This is a genomic window from Streptomyces sp. NPDC006365 (assembly GCF_042870755.1).
GTDB lineage: Bacteria > Actinomycetota > Actinomycetes > Streptomycetales > Streptomycetaceae > Streptomyces > Streptomyces xiangluensis.
This window is the reverse complement of the sequence record NZ_JBIAHS010000005.1, coordinates 1-16,314: the sequence shown is the minus strand read 5'-3', so window position 1 is coordinate 16,314 and position 16,314 is coordinate 1. Positions and strand designations below refer to the sequence as shown.

Genomic DNA, 16,314 nt, shown 5'->3' with positions numbered 1-16,314 from the left:
TCTTCCCACTCATCCGGCGCAATCGCTTTCCAGGGAGGGGCGCACGGATCACCATCGTGCGTCGTATCCTGCTCGGACGATCGCTGCCGAGCCGGGCCGAACAACGGCACCACCCCGCCCGTATTCTCCGGACACAGAGCTCGTCAGTTCGTTTCGCAACGACAATCACTGCGACCATTGACGTCATGCGACGACGTTGTATTGACCCGTTCCCCTGACCGCAAAGAGCAACCGCCCCCTGGGGGGCGACGTGGCCGTTCGACTGGAGATGCACGTGGCCGGGCGCATCGAGGACTACGCACTTATCGGAGACATGCAGACCGCAGCACTGGTCTGCCGGGATGGCACGGTGGACTGGCTGTGCCTGCCCCGCTTCGACTCCCACGCCGTCTTCGCCGGACTGCTCGGCACCGAGGAGCACGGCTTCTGGCGGCTTGGCCCCGCGCACTCGGCGGACGCCGAGCCGCCCAGAGCGGCCCGCCGCACCTATCGCGGCGACTCCCTGATCCTCGAATCCGAGTGGGATACGCCACGTGGAACGGTCCGTGTGACCGATTTCATGCCCCCTCGTGACGGCGCACCCCAGCTGGTGCGGATCGTCGAGGGCGTCTCGGGCCGGGTGCCGATGCGCTCCGCGTTGCGGATGCGTTTCTCGTACGGCCGCGTCGTGCCCTGGGTGCACAAGCACGAGGGGCGGACGGTGGCCGTCGCCGGGCCCGACTCCGTGTGGTTCGACACGACGGCCGAGACCTACGGCAAGGCGCTGACCACGTACGCGGACTTCACGGTGGCGCCGGGTGACCGGATCGCGTTCACCATCTCCTGGCAGCCTTCGCACAAGGAGCCGCCCGCGGAGCCCGAGCCGGAGCAGGCCCTGGAGGCCACCGAGGAGTTCTGGCGCGAGTGGGTCGAGCAGTGCACGTACCACGGGCCCTACCGCGAGGCCGTGGTCCGCTCGCTGATCACCCTGAAGGCGCTGACGTACGCGCCCACCGGCGGCATCGTCGCCGCGCCCACCACCTCGCTGCCGGAGGAGATCGGCGGCGTCCGCAACTGGGACTACCGCTACACCTGGCTGCGCGACGCGGCGATCACCCTCTCCTCGCTGCTGCGCACCGGCTACCGCGAGGAGGCGCGCGCCTGGCGCGAGTGGCTGCTGCGCGCGGTCGCGGGCGACCCGGAGAGCCTGCAGATCATGTACGGCATCGCGGGCGAGCGTGAGCTGGGTGAGGCGGAGCTCGACTGGCTGCCCGGGTACGAGAACTCCGCGCCCGTACGCGTCGGGAACGGCGCCGCGCACCAGCTTCAGCTGGACGTCTACGGCGAGGTCACCGAGGCCCTGCACCTGGCGCACATGACGGGCCTGGCCCGCAACGACTACGCGTCCCTGCTGCAGCTCAAGCTGATCCGCTACCTGGAGAACCACTGGGACGAGCCGGACGAGGGCATCTGGGAGGTCCGCGGTCCACGCCGGCACTTCGTGCACTCCAAGGTGATGGCCTGGGTCGCGGTCGACCGCACCATCAAGCTCATCGAGTCCGGCGACGCGGACGGTCCGCTGGAGAAGTGGCGCGAGCTGCGCGACGACATCCACCGCGATGTGTGTGAGAAGGGCTACGACAAGGAGCGCAACACCTTCACACAGTCGTACGGCTCCAAGGAGCTGGACGCCTCGCTGCTACTGATCCCGCAGATGGGCTTCCTGCCGCCGGACGACAAGCGTGTGATCGGCACGATCGAGGCCATCCAGCAGGAGCTGTCGACCACGGACGGCTTCATCCTGCGCTACCCCACCGCCGGTGAGGACGCGGGCGTGGACGGCCTGGAGGGTGACGAGGGCGCGTTCCTCGCCTGCTCGTTCTGGATGGCGGACGACCTGGCGATGATCGGCCGCGTCGACGAGGCCCGCAAGCTCTTCGAGAAGCTGCTCGCCCTGCGCAACGACCTCGGTCTGCTGGCCGAGGAGTGGGACCCGCGCCTCAAGCGCCAGGTAGGGAACTTCCCGCAGGCGTTCAGCCACGTGCCCCTGATCGACACGGCACTGCGGCTGACGGCCTCGGGGGCGTACGGCGGCTGACGAGCGACTGACGACAAGCCGCCGCCCGGCTACGGCAGGGGTGGCGGCTTCGTCAACTCGTCGTAGACGCTGAGGACTTGGGCTACGGTCTCGTCCTCGCTCGGCCAGGAGGCTGCCTGCAGTGTGCCCTTGTCCTTCAGGACTTCACGCCGCTGCGGATCCTGAAGAAGGCGTACGACGGCGTCGGCGAGCGCTTCCGCGTCCCGGTGCGGTACGAGTTCGGCGGCGTCCCCGACCAGTTCGGGGACGCCTTCCGTATCGGCCGCGACAAGCGGCACGCGCGCGTGAAGAGCCTCCTGGGCGAGTACGGAGCGCGCTTCACCGCCGCCGGGCAGCAGGGCGAGATCGGCTGCCGCCAGCAACTCGCCGACGTCGTCGCGGCGCCCGACGAGACGTACCGGCAGCTCTTCGTCCTCGATACGCCCCTTAAGTTCCGCGCGCAGCGGTCCCTCCCCGGCGATCACGAGCAGTGGTACGGGATCCAGTCGCCGCCAGGCACGCGTGGCGTCCAGCAGCGTGTCGTACCCCCGATGCCGCTCGAGCGAGCCGACAGCCATCAGCAACGGCCGGTCCGTGGCACCGAGTTCGGCTCGCGCCTTGGGACGCAGCCGCTCGAGCTCCTCGCCCACGAAGGCGGGCCGCCGCACTTCCGGCAGCGCGACCGCGGCGAGCCGGGCATCACGCGCCCCGCTGCGTCGGGCCCGCTCCACAAGGTCGGACGAGGCCCCGAGGACCACCGAAGCGGCCTTCGCGACCCGCCGCTCCAGCATCCGCAGCAGATGCGCCCGCGCGCCCTCCTCGTGCGAGCGGTTGTGCCAGGTCACGACGAACGGAACACGCCGCCCACTGAGCGCCATGGCCGCCCTCATCCCGGCATGCAGTCCATGTGCGTGCACGAGATCGGCGTCCGCACAGGCCGCCCGCAGCGCGGCCACGGAAGCCGGGTCACTCCGCCGCGGCACGTGCACATGCCGGGCTCCCGCACCACTGAAGTCATACGCCCGGTCCGCCGCGGCCGGCGCACACACGGTGACCCGCACGCCTCGCGCCACGAGGCCGGACGCCAACGACCGCACATGCGCGCTGCTCCCCGCACTGCCGCCTCCGAGCACCTGCACGGTGCGCAGCGCCGATCGACCATGCGACAACTGGCTGCTCACGGTGGTGCTCACGTGGCCGGGGCTCCTGGTTCAGCGACGGGCGGTCACGAAGAAAGTACAGAGACAACGCTCGCGGGAACGCTCCGCTGGGGTGTATGGCGCGTTCGCCTACACCTAAGGATGCCAGGACATACGGGCGTTCCGGACCACTGGTGGGGCGGTGGGCCCTTGGAGCGGGCGGGAGACGGGACCGCGGCGCGGCGGCCACCCGTCGCCCTAGCCGTCCGCCCGAGCCGTCGCCAGCAGCTCCTCCGCGTGGGCGCGGGCCGTTTCCGAGTCCTCCTGGCCGGCCAGCATGCGGGACAGTTCGCGGACGCGGTCCTCGCCCTCCAGGGCCTTCACTCCGGAGCGGGTGACCGAGCCGTCGTTGGTCTTCTCGACGAGGAGCTGCCGGTCGGCGAAGGCGGCGACCTGGGGCAGGTGGGTGACGACGACGACCTGTGCGGTCTTGGCGAGGCGGGCGAGCCGGCGCCCGATCTCGACCGCGGCCTTGCCGCCGACGCCGGCGTCGACCTCGTCGAAGAGATACGTCGGCACCGGATCCGTACCCGCGAACACGACCTCCACCGCGAGCATCACGCGCGACAGCTCACCACCGGACGCGCCCTTGGCGATCGGCCGCGGTGGCGCCCCCGGATGCGGCGCGAGAAGCAGCTCGACCTCGTCGACACCGGCAGGCCCGTACGCGACCGTACGACCGCCCACCTCCACGCCGTCGGGGTCCTCCGTCTGCCGGATCGCGAAGGACACGCGCGCGTGCGGCATGGCGAGCGAGGCGAGCTCGGCGGTCACGGCGGCGGCGAACCGCTCGGCGGCCTCCGTGCGAGCGTCCGTCAACGCCTGCGCCAACCCTCCCAGTTCGGCCCGCAAAGCGTCCCGCTCGGCCGTCAGCTCACCGATCCGGTCGTCGTCGCCCTCCAGCTCCAGGAGCCGCGCCGCCCCCTGCTCGGCCCAGGCCAGTACGGCGCTCACGTCCTCGCCGTACTTGCGCGTCAACACGGTGAGCGCGGCCCGCCGCTCCTCGACCGCCGCGAGCCGCAGCGGATCGGCGTCCAGGTCGTCGGCGTAACCCGCCAACTCCCCCGCCACATCGCCCAGCAGAATCCCGATTTCCCCGATCCGGTCGGCGAGCGAGGCCAGCGCGGCGTCATGGGAACGTACCGCCTCCAGTGCCCGGTGCGCGCCCGCGACGAGCGTCGTGGCGTCGATGCCCTCGGGATCCTCGGGGTTGCCCGCCAGCGCCGCGTGCGCCGCCGTGGCCGCGGACGCGAGCGCCTCGGCGTGTCCGAGTCGCTCGGCCTCGGCCGCCAGCTCCACGTCCTCGCCGGCCCGCGGCTCCACCGCCGCGATCTCGTCGAGTCCGAAGCGCAGCATGTCGGCCTCCTGGGCACGTTCCCGCGCGCGCGTCGTGATCTCGTCCAGCTCGGCCGAGATGGCACGCAGCCGACGGTAGGCGCTCGCGTACTTGGCGAGCGGCACAGCGACCGCGTCCCCCGCGTACCGGTCGAGCGCCTGCCGCTGCCGGGACAACTTGAGCAGCCCCTGCTGATCACTTTGGCCATGCACGGCCACAAGCTCATCGGCGAGTTCGGCAAGCACCCCCACGGGCACGGAACGCCCGCCCAGATGCGCCCGAGAGCGCCCCTCGGCAGACACGGTACGGCTGATCAGCAGCGCCCCGTCGTCGAGCTCGGCCCCGGCCTCCTCCGCCCGTACGATCGCCGAGGCGCCCTCGGGAACGGCGATGCGCCCCTCCACCACAGCGTTCTTGGCACCGATCCGCACGAGAGCCGCATCCGCACGCCCGCCCAGCAGCAGCCCAAGGCTTGTGACCACCATCGTCTTGCCCGCCCCGGTCTCACCGGTAACAGCGGTGAAGCCGGGCGACAACTCGACAACGGCGTCGTCGATGACTCCGAGCGACCGTATCCGCATCTCCTCCAGCACGGACACGACCTTACGAGGTCAGGAGGCCGGTACGCGACGCCCCCCAGCTTCGTTACCGGAAGGCGCGGTCTTTTGAGGGGCGCGGAGCTGTGACACTGCGGCTCCGCCGCGGGGCGCGACCAGCCACAACGCACCCGCAGCGACCATACGACCCCCGGAACTGGGGGCGCAGCCCCCAGTTCCGGGACGGGGCGGGGCTGGGGAAGGAAAACCCACCCGCCCCAACTCCCCTAGTGCGGCGCCCCCCGCCAACCAGCCACAGGCAACGCGAACTTGGCGACAAGCCGATCCGTGAACGACGCATGGTGCAACCGAGCAAGCCGTACCGGCACAGCCCCCCGCCGAACCTCCACCCGCGCCCCCTCCGGCAACTCAATCGTCCGCCGCCCGTCGCACCACAACACCCCATGCGGAGTGTGCGGCTGAACCTCCACGGCAAGCACGGAATCCGGCGAGGTGACCAACGGCTTGGCAAACAGCGCATGCGCACTGATCGGCACCATGAGCAGCGCTTCGACCTCCGGCCACACCACAGGCCCACCGGCGGAAAACGCATAGGCGGTAGACCCGGTAGGAGTCGCGCAGACTATGCCGTCACACCCGAACCCGGTGACGGGCCGCCCGTCAATCTCGAGAACCACCTCAAGGAGCCGCTCGGCGGAAACCTTCTGCACGGCGGCCTCGTTCAGCGCCCAGTCGGTATGCACGACATCGCCATTGCTGTGCACGACGACGTCGACGGTCATCCGCTCCTCGACCTCGTACGCCCGAGTCACCACCCGGTCGACAACCTTGTCGAGGTCGTCACGCTCGGCCTCCGCGAGGAAGCCGACACGCCCCAGGTTGACGCCGAGCATCGGCACCCCCGAGGCGCGCGCGAACTCGGCGCCACGCAGCAGCGTCCCGTCACCGCCCAGCACGATCAGCAGCTCACACCCGTCGAGGCACTCGGGAGTCGCCTCCTTGACGAGTTCCACCGTCGGCGGCAGCGGCAGATCGGCCGCCTCGGCCTCGAGCACCCGTACACCGAGCCCGGAGCGCAGCAGCCCCTGGACGACGAGTTCGGCACTGCGGATGGCCGCGGGCCGCCCGGTGTGAGCCAGCAGGAAAACAGTACGAACTCGGGTATCGGTCAACGCGGCCCCTCCGCCACTGCACGGTCTACGTCGGCCGGATCCAGTTCGGGTGCACCGGCTCGCAGCCACAGAAAGTACTCGACGTTCCCAGAGGGCCCGGGCAGCGGGCTGGCGGTGACGCCCTTCACCCCGAGCCCCAACCCCCACGCGTGCCGGGCCACCCCGCGCACGGCCTCGGCCCGCAGTTCGAGGCTGCGTACGACACCGCCGCTCCCCAGCCGCTCCTTGCCCACCTCGAACTGCGGCTTGACCATCATCACCAGATCGGCATCGGGCGCCGCGCACCGCACAAGGGCGGGCAGCACCAGTCCGAGCGGGATGAAGGACAAGTCACCGACAATAAGATCCACCGGCTCCCCATCGATCGCCTCCAACGTCAACTCGCGTACGTTCTTACGGTCCTTGACGGTGACCCGTTCATCGCTTTGGAGTGACCATGCCAGCTGCCCGTAGCCGACATCGACGGCGACTACGTGAGCGGCTCCCGCGCGCAGCAGTACGTCGGTGAATCCGCCGGTCGAGGCACCGGCGTCCAGTGCCCGCCGCCCCTCGATCCGCAGGCCGAGCGGCACGAAGACCTTCAGCGCCCCCGCCAGCTTGTGGCCGCCGCGCGACACATAGTCGGGCTCGCTGTCATCACGGGCGACCACGATCGCGGCGGCCGTCTCCACCTGGGTGGCGGGCTTCGTCGCGACGGTCTTGCCGACGGTGACCCGCCCGGCCGCGATCAGCTGGCCGGCGTGCTCCCGCGAACGGGCGAGCTTCCGTCGGACCAGCTCGGCGTCGAGGCGGCGTCGTGCCACTCCTGCCACGTTCGGTTCAGCTCCTGTTGTTCATGCTGTACGGTCCCGGGGCTCTCGGAGGTCCCTCCGGCCCCGGACGGGCGTCGAGCGCGGTGAGCGCGTCGCGCAGCCCCCGGTGCACATCCTCGTACACCTCGATGTGCCCGTCCGCAGCGAGGTGGTCGGCATCGGCCAGCCGGTCCAGCTGAGCGTCCACCTCGGAGTTCCCGGTGAGCGTGCGCGGCACGTTCAGCGGGGCGGGGGCGGCGGGAGCGTATACGGGTCCGGTCTCCGCGCCGGCTACGAGTCCGGCCCCGGTTCCGGCCACCGGTCCGACGTCGAATCCGGCCTCGGGTCCGGCTCCAGATACGGCCCTGGAGTCGCTCTCCGCGCCGACTTCGGGTCCGGTCTCCGCGCCGGCGTCGAGGTCGGCCCCGGATCCGGTCTCCGGGTCGGCCTCGAGTTCGGCCTCGGAACCGGCAGCCGGGCCGGCCTCCGGTTCGGCGGGAAGCTCCCAGTCGTTCATGCCCCGACGCTACCGCGAAGCGCTGGGGTACCGTCGTCCGCGATGGCCACGATTGAGGAGTGCCGCAGCGCGCTCGATAAACTCTCGGACAACATGATGGGCGCGGAAGGCGACGTGCGCAGTGCTGCCGCCCTCGACCGCTCACTGAGCTGCCGTATCACCGACCTCGACATCACCTTCGTAGGGCGTCTCAAGGACGGCCGCATCGAGGTGCTCGACACGGTGCAGGGTCCTCCGCCCGAGAAGGCCCAGATCCGACTCGCGATGAGCGGTGACGATCTGGTCGCCCTGGTGAACGGCGAGCTGCACTTCGCGAAGGCCTGGGGCTCGGGTCGGGTCAGGCTCGAAGCGGGTCTGCGCGACCTGCTCCGGCTCAGAAAGCTGCTCTGACCGGTTCAGGACCTTCAGGAACCCTTCACGACGCTGACGGCAGCGGACGTACGCGCCTTCCGCGCCGCCGGCACCACCAGCGGCGTACCCGTCTCCGGATCGTCGATGACCTGGCAGCGCAGTCCGAAGACCTCCTCGACCAGCTCGGCCGTGACGATGTCCGACGGCGTGCCCTGGGCGATGACGGAGCCCTCGCGCAGGGCGATGAGGTGGGTTGCGTATCGAGCCGCGTGGTTGAGGTCGTGCAGTACGGCGACCAGGGTCCGGCCCTGCTCCTCGTGGAGTTCGGCGCACAGGTCGAGTACGTCGATCTGGTGCTGGATGTCGAGATAGGTGGTCGGCTCGTCGAGCAGCAGCAGCGGGGTCTGCTGGGCTAGCGCCATGGCGATCCAGACACGCTGACGCTGGCCGCCGGAGAGTTCGTCGACATAGCGGTCGGCCAGTTCGGCGACCCCGGTCGAGGCCATCGACTCCCGTACGACCCGCTCGTCCTCGGACGACCACTGCCGCAGCAGCCCCTGGTGCGGATATCGTCCGCGGCCGACCAGGTCGCCGACCGTGATCCCGTCGGGCGCGATCGACGACTGCGGCAGCAGCCCGAGCGTCCTGGCCACCTTCTTCGCGGGCAGCGACTGGATGACCTGCCCGTCGAGCAGCACGCGGCCCTCGCTCGGCTTCAGCATCCGTGACAAGGCGCGCAGCAGGGTGGACTTGCCGCAGGCGTTCGGGCCGACGATGACGGTGAAGGAGTTGTCGGGTATCTCGACCGACAACTGCTCGGCGATGACCCGCTGGTCGTAGGCGAGGGTGACATTCGCGGCGGACAGGCGGTTCGTGGACGGGCCGTTCGCGGACGGGCGGTTCACAGTGCCAGTGCTCCTTTGGGTGTTCGTGTGCGGCCCGCCATCGGCGCCCGTACTCGTCTTGCCGTCGGTGTTCATATCCGGCCCGCCTTGCGCTCGGTGACGAGGAGCCACAGCAGATAGACACCGCCGAGCACTCCGGTCACCACGCCGACGGGCAGCTGGTCGGCGCCGAAGGCCCGTTGCGAGGCCCAGTCGGCGACGACCAACAGGGTGGCACCCATACACATCGCGGGCAGCAGGTTCGGCCCCGGCGAGCGAGTGAGGCGCCGGGCGAGCTGTGGCGCGGTGAGCGCGACGAAGGCGACCGGACCCGCTGCGGCGGTGGCGGCCGCGGTGAGCAGCACGGCGGCCAGCATCAGCAGCATCCGCGTCCGCTCGACCCGCACCCCGAGTGCGTACGCGACGTCGTCCCCCATCTCCAGCATGTACAGACCACGCGCGTTGCCGAGGACGAGGGGTACGAGGACGGCCCACAGCCCGAGCAGCGGCCAGACCTGCTCCCAGTCACGGCCGTTGAGCGAGCCCGTCATCCACACGACCGCACGGGCCGCGTCCACGATGTCGGCCTTGGTGAGCAGATAGCCGTTGACGGCCACGGCCATCGCGGAGACACCGATACCGACCAGGACCAGTCGATAGCCGTGCACACCCCGCTTCCAGGCGAGCACATGGATGGCGAGTCCGGTCACCAGACCGCCGAAGAGCGCCCCGAGGGTGACCTCGGCCGCACTCCCCGAGAACAGCACGATCATGGTGAGCGCGCCGGCCGTCGAGCCCTGCGCGAGACCGAGCACGTCCGGACTGCCCAGCGGATTGCGGGAGATGGCCTGGAAGAGGGCGCCGCCGAGCCCGAGCGAGGCCCCCACCAAGAGGCCGACGAGAACCCGCGGCAGCCGCAGCTCGTTGACGATGAACTCCTGCCCCACGTCGCCGTTGCCGAACAGCGTCTTGAGCACGTCGCCGGCCGGGATCGGGAAGTCGCCCGTGCCGATGAGGACGATGCTCGCGGTGAGCGCGGCCACCAGCAGCAGGACGACAACTGTGAGCGAGCGGACGTCGATACGGACGGACAGCCCGCCGCGGGTACGGACGGGCTGGGCGCGGAAGGGCCGGGCGGAGCCGGCCTGCCTGGTCAGGACCTTCACAGCTGAGCCGTCCTCCGCCGTCGTACGAGAAAGATGAAGACCGGGCCGCCGAGGATCGCGGTGACGATGCCGACCTGGAGCTCGGCAGGCCGCGCGACCATCCGGCCGATCACATCGGCGCCGAGCAGCAGCACCGGCGAGAGCACGGTGGCGTACGGCAGGATCCAGCGCAGATCGGGCCCGGTGAAGGACCGTACGACGTGCGGGACCATCAGCCCGACGAACACGATCGGCCCGCAGGCGGCCGTCGCGGCCCCGCACAGCAGGGTCGCGGCCGCCATGGACAGGGCGCGGGTACGGCCCAGATGCGCGCCGAGCGCACGGGCGGTGTCGTCGCCCATGGCCATGGCGTTCAGCGGCCGGGCGAGAGCCAGCGCCAGGACCGTACCGATCGCGAGGAACGGCAGCACCTGCTCGATGGTCCTGTCGGTGGCCGAGGACAGCGAACCGACCGTCCAGAAGCGCATCTTGCCGAGTGCCGCCTGGTCCATGATCATCACGGCTTGCAGATAGCCGTAGAGCGCGGCGCTGAGCGCGGTACCGGCGAGCGCGAGCCGCACCGGCGTCGCGCCCCGGCTGCCGCCGAGGACGTACACCAGGACCCCGACCATGGCCGCGCCCCCGAACGCGAACCATACATAGCCGCTCAGCGAGGTGACGCCGAAGTAGGTGATGGCCGTGACGACCGCCGCGGACGCGCCCGCGTTGATGCCGAGCAGCCCGGGATCAGCCAGCGGGTTGCGGGTGAGCGCCTGGAGGACGGCCCCGGCGAGGCCGAGCCCGGCGCCGACTAGCAACCCGAGGACGGTACGCGACAGCCGCTCGCTCACCACGACGTCGCCGTACGTGCCCGAGTCGTCGAACAGGCCGTGCCAGACCTGGCTCAGCGACAGGCCTTTCGCGCCGATCGCGATACTCGCCAGAGCGATGAGCACCAGCACGGCCACGGACACGAGGAGCCCTGCAGCCCGTATCGCCTGTCGTTTGGGGGGCGCGGAGGCGGTCTCCGCGTTCGGTTCGGGGGGACTGTCGACCAACACGCAGTTAGGTTAGCCTACCCTCTCCATCTGACCCGATTCGTGCGCCTGCGGGACTCCGTTGGTCCGGCGGACCTGTGCGCTCGGCCGGTCCCGGAGCCGTGGAATTCCGGCGTCCGGGGCCGCCTGCGACTCAAAGTGCTCAAGGTCCCAGCCGTTCAAAGTCCCAGCCGTTCAAAGTCCCAGCCGCGCCAGTGCTTTGCCCCCGTCCAGCCCGCATGTCCCGTCCCCGGCCGCCGTCCAGGCGGCGGCGCACAGCGCCCGCAGCCCGTCGAGCGCGTCGCCCTCGCCCTCCAGCTCCAGCCCCTCATCGCCTGCCTTGGCGGTCCAACCGCCACAGCGGAACGCCTCGCCCACCTCGACGACCTCGGGCTGCCCGGTCAACAGCCCGCGCAGATCGGCGTCCACGTACGTCGGCCGGTGCTCCGGCGAGGCGGCAAGGAGCTGCGCACCGTCCGTCACCCCGGTCAGCACCAACAGGGAGTCCACCTCGCCGTTGAACGCACCCTCGATATCCGTGTCCAGCCGGTCCCCGACGACCAGCGGCCGCACCGCCCCCGTCCGCAGAATCGTCTCCCGGTGCATGGGCGGCAGCGGCTTTCCGGCCACCTGCGGCTCGGCGCCCGTCGCGATGCGTACGACCTCCACGGCCGCCCCATTGCCCGGAGCGATCCCCCGCGCACTGGGGATCGTCAAGTCGGTGTTGGAGGCGAACCACGGCACCCCGCGTGCGATGGCGTAACAGGCCTCCGCGAAGCGCCCCCAGGGCAGCTCCGGCCCGCCGTACCCCTGCACCACCGCCACCGGCTCGTCCTCGGCCGACTCGACCGGAACGAGCCCACGCTCGCGCAGCGCGACCCGCAGTCCGTCGCCGCCGATCACCAACACCCGTGCTCCCGCGGGCACTTGCTCGCTGATCAGCCGGGCCACAGCCTGCGCCGAGGTGATGACGTCCGACTCCTCGGCCGGTGTCCCCAGCTCCGTGAGGTGCGTGGCCACCGTGTCGGGTGTCCGCAACGCGTTGTTCGTGACGTACGCGAGATGCATCCCGCCCGCCCGAGCGGTTCCCAGCGACTCGACGGCGTACGCGATCGCCTCCCCGCCCGCGTACACCACACCATCCAGGTCGAGCAGCGCCGTGTCGTACGCCTCGCTCAGGGGCCGGTCACTCCCCTCGGGCCGCGTCCTCACGGTCTGGCTCATTACGCATCGCTCCTTGTTCGATCCCATTGCCCCGATCATGGCGCATGCCACTGACACTCTTACGATGCACCAATGAACACTGCAGGTCCCGCGGACGTACCGGCCCGCATGGGCCTTGACCTCACCCCGTTCCGGGGCCTGCGCTACGACCCCCACCGGGTCGGCAGCCTGTCCGCCGTGACATCCCCGCCGTATGACGTGGTCGTACGCCCCGACGGGCTGCACCACCTCGAATCGTCCGACCCGCACAACATCGTCCGTCTGATCCTCCCCCAGGCCACCACGCCCGATGCCCGCAACGAGAAGGCGGCGAACACCCTGCAACGCTGGCTAGCCGAGGGCGTGCTGACCGCCGATCCCGAGCCGGGCCTGTACGTCTACGAACAGCGCGCCGGCGACGGCATGCTCCAGCGCGGCCTCATAGGCGCCCTGCGCCTGTCGGAGCCGTCGCAGGGTGTGGTCCTGCCGCACGAGGACGTCATGCCGCATATCGTCGCGGACCGCGCGGACCTGATGCGCGCCACGTCCGCGAACCTCGAACCCCTCCTCCTGACCTACCGCGGCAACGGCTCCGCCGCCGACGCCACCGCCGTCATCGAGCGCACCGCCCAGCATCCGCCGCTCCTGGCCACGACCACGGAGGACGGTTTCCACCACCGCCTGTGGTCGGTGACCGACCCCGAGGACCTGACCGCGATCCAGAAAGACCTGGCCCGCCACCAAGCCCTCATCGCGGACGGCCACCACCGCTGGGCCACGTATCTGCGCCTGCGCGCCGAACACCCCTCCCCCAGCCCCTGGGACTTCGGCCTGGTGCTCCTGGTCGACACCGCGCGCTATCCGCTCCGCGTCCGCGCGATCCACCGGCTCCTGCACCACCTCCCCGTCACGGAGGCCCTGGCCACCCTCGGCGACTCCTTCCGCGTACGCACCGTCCAGGGCCCCCTCTCCGAAGCCCTGGAGACCCTCTCTGCAGCGGCAGCCGAGGGAAATGCCTTCCTCCTTGCGGGCGATGGCGCCTTCCACCTGGTCGATCGCCCCTCCCCGGACCTTCTCGCCCGTACGATCCCGGCCGACCGTCCGGAGGCCTGGCGGACCCTCGACGCAACGGTTCTGCACGCCGCGCTCCTCGACCACATCTGGCGCATCCCGGACGTCCCGGAGCACATCGCGTACATCCACGACACTGCCGCCACGGTCGCCAAGGCCGAACTCGACGGTGCCACGGCCGTCCTGATGCACCCGGTCCGCGAGGAGGTCGTACGCGAACTGGCGAGCCAGGGTGTCACGATGCCCCGCAAGTCGACGTCGTTCGGCCCGAAGCCGGCATCGGGCCTGGTACTGCGCGCACTGGAGCGCTGATACGCGAATGGGCGGGCCCCGTCCGGGGCCCGCCCATGTGCGCGCACGTCGCGTACGCCTCCTGTGTCGGCGTCAGTCGTCCAGGTCGTCCAGGTCGTCCACGTCGCTCTTGTCGTCGGGAGCGTCCTTGTCCGCGGCGTCGTTCACGACCGGCTCGGGCGCCGGGGCGTCGAAGGTAGCTGCGGCTTCCACGGCCTCGGCCTCGGGACCGCCGCTGCTCTCGTCGAGGACATCCTCGACCAGGGCGTCCACGAACTCGACGCCGTCCATCTCGGCGAGCCGGTCCGAGGCGTCCGTGCTGCCGTCCTTGTCGGACTCGACGGCCTTCGCGAACCACTCGCGCGCCTCGTCCTCACGACCGGCCGCGAGCAGCGCGTCGGCGTACGCATAGCGCAGCCGTGCCGTCCAGGGCTGAACCGAGTTCGAGGCCAGCTCGGGGCTCTGCAGCGTCACGATGGCCGCATCGATCTGCCCCATGTCGCGCCGTGCCCCGGCCGCCACGAGCCGCATCTCTACCTGCCCCGCCTTGTCGAGCTTGTGCACCTCGGGCGCCCCGGCCATCTCCATGGCCTTCTCGGGCCGCCCCAGACCCCGCTCGCAGTCCGCCATGACAGGCCACAGGTCCACGTTCCCGGTCATCCGCCGCGCGGCACGGAACTCGGCGAGCGCCTCGCTGTACTTCTGATTCGCGTACGCCGCGAAGCCGGCCGCCTCGCGCACGGCAGCCACGCGCGACGCCAGCCGCAGCGCGACCCTCGAGTAGCCGTAGGCCCCCTCGGGGTCCTCGTCGATGAGCCTGGCCACCATCACCAGGTTCTTGGCGACATCCTCGGCAAGCCCCTTCGGCAGACTCTGCAACTCCTGCCGTACGTCCTTGTCGATCTCCTCGCCGGTGACGTCCTCAGGGATAGGCAGCCGTTTGATCGGTTCGCGATCCCGCTCCCGCTCCTCACGGAAGCGCCCGCCACCACGCCGGTCGTCGTCCCGCCCCCGGAAACCGCCGGGCCGCCCACGGCCGTCCTCACGCCGCGGCCCACGACCGCCACGCTCGTCCCGCCCACGCTCATCCCGCCCACGGAAGCCACCCCGGCTGTCGTCCCGCCGGAAGCCACCGCGCTCCCCACGGTCACCGTCCCGTCGGTCGTCACGGCGCCCATAACCGGCACGGTCACCCTGCCGCTGCTCATCACGCCGGTCGTCCCGACGATCATCCCGGCGATCGTCACGCCGGAAGCCACCACGATCGTCGCCTCGACGTTCATCCCGACGGGGCCCACCACGCTCATCGCCCTGCCGGTCATCGCGCCGGAAAGCCGGACGGTCCTCCGACCGCCGGACCCCGCCACGATCACGATCATCGCCCCGCCGCTCATCGCGACGGAAACCTCCGCCACGGTTCTCATCCCGACGGAAACCACCGCGCTCGCCACGGTCATCACCACGGCGATCATCCCGCCGGAAGGCCGGCCGGTCACCGCCACCGCTGCTGTCACGCCGGAACGCCGGGCGGTCGCCACCACCACGACTGTCATCGCGCCGGAAACCACCACGGTCGCCACCACCACGACTGTCATCGCGCCGGAAACCACCACGGTCGCCGCCACCACGACTTTCATCCCGACGGAAACCACCACGGTCACCGCCACCACGATCGTCGCGACGGAACCCCCCGCGCTCATCATCGCGACGGTCGTCACGACGGTACGGTGGCCGATCGCCGTCACGCCGAGGCCCACCACGGTTGTCATCCCGCCGGAACCCACCACGATCGCGGTCACGGTCACCGGCACCGCGGCCGTCATCACGACGGTCATCGCGCCGCGGCCCACCTGAACGATCGTCACGACGGAACGCCGGACGGTCACCACGATCCCGGTCGTCGCGCCCACGGAAGCCGCCACCGCCGCGGTTGTCATCGCGACGGAAGCCACCGCGCTCGCGGTCACGGTCATCACCACGGCGGTCGTCCCGCCGGAAGGCCGGCCGGTCACCGCCACCGCTGCTGTCACGGCGGACCGCCGGCCGGTCGCCCTCACGCCGAGGCCCACCACGACTGTCATCCCGACGGAACCCACCACGATCACCACGGTCACCGCCACCACGGCTGTCATCACGGCGGTCGTCGCGCCGACCGTAGCCACCACGGTCGTTGTCGCGTCGCGGCCCCCCGCGGGAGCCGCCGCGGTCACCACTGTCCCGGCGGCGCTGATCGCGCTCCGGTCGCTCGTCGGGAGAGTTGGTGGACATGGTGACTCCTGTCATAGGTACCGCAAGTCATTCTCGCGCAGTCGAGTACCCTGCGCGCTTCCGAAAACAAAAAAGGACCTCTGGTCCCAGCAAGTCGCTGGGACCAGAGGTCCTCCAAAGATTGTTCGGCGGCGTCCTACTCTCCCACAGGGTCCCCCCTGCAGTACCATCGGCGCTGTAAGGCTTAGCTTCCGGGTTCGAAATGTAACCGGGCGTTTCCCTCACGCTATGGCCACCGAAACCCTAATGGTTTCGAGCGAACAAGCACACTCTTCAGTTAAATGTTCCGCTCAAAGCCGACAACGGTTCGTTGTCTCAGAACCAACACAGTGGACGCGAGCATCTGGGGACAAGCCCTCGGCCTATTAGTACCAGTCACCTCCAGCGGTTACCCGCCTTCCAGATCTGGCCTATCAACCCAGTAGTCTCCTGGGAG

At 70.4% G+C, this 16,314-nt stretch carries 13 protein-coding genes, 2 rRNA genes and 1 pseudogene; 3 read left to right on the top strand and 13 right to left on the bottom strand.

The genetic code is table 11. The annotated features are described in order from the left end of the window. The first annotated feature begins 268 nt into the window (after nt 1–268). Nucleotides 269–2,077 carry a glycoside hydrolase family 15 protein gene (locus ACFYO0_RS16080; RefSeq protein ID WP_388676555.1) on the top strand — a complete coding sequence of 603 codons (1,809 nt, stop codon included), beginning with the start codon at nt 269–271 and terminating at the stop codon, nt 2,075–2,077. 29 nt (nt 2,078–2,106) lie between these two features. On the opposite strand, the gene ACFYO0_RS16075 is transcribed toward ACFYO0_RS16080, so the two are convergent. The 5 genes from ACFYO0_RS16075 to ACFYO0_RS16055 all read right to left on the bottom strand — a co-directional run bounded on the left by ACFYO0_RS16075 (nt 2,107) and on the right by ACFYO0_RS16055 (nt 7,430). After that, the gene (locus tag ACFYO0_RS16075) at nt 2,107–3,249 is read right to left on the bottom strand and encodes a glycosyltransferase family 4 protein (protein WP_388675522.1); all 1,143 of its coding nucleotides are present in this window, start codon (nt 3,247–3,249) and stop codon (nt 2,107–2,109) included. Between the two features lie 204 nt (nt 3,250–3,453). Then, nucleotides 3,454–5,172, bottom strand: a complete 1,719-nt coding sequence (recN, locus tag ACFYO0_RS16070; RefSeq protein WP_388676552.1) for a DNA repair protein RecN — start codon at nt 5,170–5,172, stop codon at nt 3,454–3,456. A 242-nt stretch (nt 5,173–5,414) separates the two neighbouring features. Further along, the gene (locus ACFYO0_RS16065) at nt 5,415–6,320 is read right to left on the bottom strand and encodes an NAD kinase (RefSeq protein WP_033323998.1); all 906 of its coding nucleotides are present in this window, start codon (nt 6,318–6,320) and stop codon (nt 5,415–5,417) included. Next, nucleotides 6,317–7,132, bottom strand: coding sequence for a TlyA family RNA methyltransferase (locus tag ACFYO0_RS16060; protein WP_386344095.1), 816 nt, complete (start codon nt 7,130–7,132; stop codon nt 6,317–6,319). The genes ACFYO0_RS16065 and ACFYO0_RS16060 overlap by 4 nt, the downstream gene beginning before the upstream one ends. Before the next feature lie 7 nt (nt 7,133–7,139). Next, entirely contained in the window at nt 7,140–7,430 is a 291-nt protein-coding gene (locus ACFYO0_RS16055) for a hypothetical protein (RefSeq protein ID WP_388676549.1), read from the bottom strand. Nucleotides 7,431–7,670: 240 nt separating this feature from the next. Here ACFYO0_RS16055 and ACFYO0_RS16050 point away from each other — a divergent pair, with 240 nt between their 5' ends. Further along, on the top strand, nt 7,671–8,018 hold the full coding sequence (locus ACFYO0_RS16050) for an SCP2 sterol-binding domain-containing protein (protein ID WP_388675518.1): 348 nt from the start codon (nt 7,671–7,673) through the stop codon (nt 8,016–8,018). A gap of 14 nt (nt 8,019–8,032) precedes the next feature. Here the strand turns inward: ACFYO0_RS16050 and ACFYO0_RS16045 are convergent, their stop codons facing one another. The 4 genes from ACFYO0_RS16045 to ACFYO0_RS16030 all read right to left on the bottom strand — a co-directional run bounded on the left by ACFYO0_RS16045 (nt 8,033) and on the right by ACFYO0_RS16030 (nt 12,269). Then, the gene (locus ACFYO0_RS16045) at nt 8,033–8,959 is read right to left on the bottom strand and encodes an ABC transporter ATP-binding protein (protein ID WP_388675516.1); all 927 of its coding nucleotides are present in this window, start codon (nt 8,957–8,959) and stop codon (nt 8,033–8,035) included. Then, nucleotides 8,956–10,029 carry a FecCD family ABC transporter permease gene (locus tag ACFYO0_RS16040; RefSeq protein WP_388675513.1) on the bottom strand — a complete coding sequence of 358 codons (1,074 nt, stop codon included), beginning with the start codon at nt 10,027–10,029 and terminating at the stop codon, nt 8,956–8,958. The genes ACFYO0_RS16045 and ACFYO0_RS16040 overlap by 4 nt, the downstream gene beginning before the upstream one ends. Then, nucleotides 10,026–11,069: a FecCD family ABC transporter permease gene (locus ACFYO0_RS16035; protein ID WP_388675511.1), complete on the bottom strand. Its 1,044-nt coding sequence runs from the start codon at nt 11,067–11,069 to the stop codon at nt 10,026–10,028. The genes ACFYO0_RS16040 and ACFYO0_RS16035 overlap by 4 nt, the downstream gene beginning before the upstream one ends. Before the next feature lie 171 nt (nt 11,070–11,240). Next, nucleotides 11,241–12,269, bottom strand: a complete 1,029-nt coding sequence (locus ACFYO0_RS16030) for an HAD hydrolase-like protein (RefSeq protein ID WP_388675508.1) — start codon at nt 12,267–12,269, stop codon at nt 11,241–11,243. A 72-nt stretch (nt 12,270–12,341) separates the two neighbouring features. Here ACFYO0_RS16030 and ACFYO0_RS16025 point away from each other — a divergent pair, with 72 nt between their 5' ends. After that, on the top strand, nt 12,342–13,631 hold the full coding sequence (locus ACFYO0_RS16025; RefSeq protein WP_388675506.1) for a DUF1015 domain-containing protein: 1,290 nt from the start codon (nt 12,342–12,344) through the stop codon (nt 13,629–13,631). Between the two features lie 72 nt (nt 13,632–13,703). Here the strand turns inward: ACFYO0_RS16025 and ACFYO0_RS16020 are convergent, their stop codons facing one another. The 4 genes and pseudogenes from ACFYO0_RS16020 to ACFYO0_RS16005 form a co-directional block, all read right to left on the bottom strand. Next, nucleotides 13,704–14,546, bottom strand: coding sequence for a tetratricopeptide repeat protein (locus ACFYO0_RS16020; RefSeq protein ID WP_388676546.1), 843 nt, complete (start codon nt 14,544–14,546; stop codon nt 13,704–13,706). A 306-nt stretch (nt 14,547–14,852) separates the two neighbouring features. After that, a pseudogene (locus ACFYO0_RS16015) lies at nt 14,853–15,878 on the bottom strand (hypothetical protein); the annotation flags it as partial. Between the two features lie 123 nt (nt 15,879–16,001). Further along, nucleotides 16,002–16,118 (bottom strand): 5S ribosomal RNA (gene rrf / locus ACFYO0_RS16010). Nucleotides 16,119–16,223: 105 nt separating this feature from the next. After that, nucleotides 16,224–16,314 (bottom strand): 23S ribosomal RNA (locus ACFYO0_RS16005); the annotation flags it as partial.